Annotated in this window: 1 protein-coding gene and 1 pseudogene; both read right to left on the bottom strand. The window is 77.5% G+C overall.

What is annotated here, in order from left to right:
- Positions 1-91 precede the first annotated feature (91 nt).
- Positions 92-427 carry a hypothetical protein gene (locus JX613_RS19680; RefSeq protein ID WP_207103165.1) on the bottom strand — a complete coding sequence of 112 codons (336 nt, stop codon included), beginning with the start codon at positions 425-427 and terminating at the stop codon, positions 92-94.
- Positions 424-883, bottom strand: a pseudogene (locus JX613_RS19675) (DUF58 domain-containing protein); the annotation flags it as partial. The pseudogene JX613_RS19675 and the gene JX613_RS19680, both read right to left, overlap by 4 nt.

The following is an 883-nucleotide window of genomic DNA, read 5'->3' as shown; positions in this document are numbered from 1 at the left end:
ACCAGCGCGGGCCGGGGCACGGCCAGGGGCGGCAGCAGGCGACGCAGCAGCGGCAAGGGCAGCAGCGCCAGCAGCCAGGGCCAGGCGAGGCTCATCCCCGGCGGCCCCGCAGCGCGATGCGCTCGATGGCGGCATCGTCGGGGGCGGGTGCCGCGCCATAGGCGGCGGGCCGCAGCGGATCGGGCAGGCGGCCCAGGATGCGGGCGATTTCCAGAAGGCGCGCCTCGGGCGGCATCCCGCGGGTGGCACGGACCCGCGCACGGCGGGATGGCCTGCGGGTCAGCAGCGGGCGCAGGACCAGCGCGGCCACCAGCCCCACAAGCAGGCCGATCCCGGCCAGCGCCAGGGTTTCCCGCCAGCCAAGCGCGCCGATGTCCAGCGGCAGGCGGGGCGGGGCCAGCTGCGCCAGAAGCTCCTCCCGCGTCACGGCCGCACCTCGGTCACGGTGGCGCCAAGCGCGCGGAGCCGGGCCAGATCGGCGCTCATGTCGGGGGCCGACAGCCGTGCGATGCGGCTGTGGTGGCCGTCGCTGACGCCCAAGGGCCCGCGCGGGGGCTGCAACTCGGCCTCGTCCAGCATCAGCGCCAAAGTCAGCGAGCGGCGGCGGGCCAGGGTAGCCAGCGCAGGTTCGGCACCCTGCACCCCGTCAAGGCAGGTCGCGACCAGCACCCGCCCGCCCGACGGCGACAGGCGCATGGCCCGTGCCAGAGCCTCGGCCAAGGGCGCATGGCCGGGGGCGGACAGGGCAAGGTCGTGCTGGCGCGCAAGGGCTTGGCAGACCGCCGCCATCGGCCCGTCGCCGCTGGTGCCCGCGATCTCGGCCAGGCGCGCGCCCGTGGCCACCAGCGCCGCGACCGATCCGCCGCGCCCCGCCACGCGCCAG

The organism is Paracoccus shandongensis (assembly GCF_017315735.1).
Lineage (GTDB): Bacteria > Pseudomonadota > Alphaproteobacteria > Rhodobacterales > Rhodobacteraceae > Paracoccus > Paracoccus shandongensis.
The sequence above is the reverse complement of the archived record's forward strand: the minus strand, read 5'-3'. Positions and strand labels throughout refer to the sequence as shown.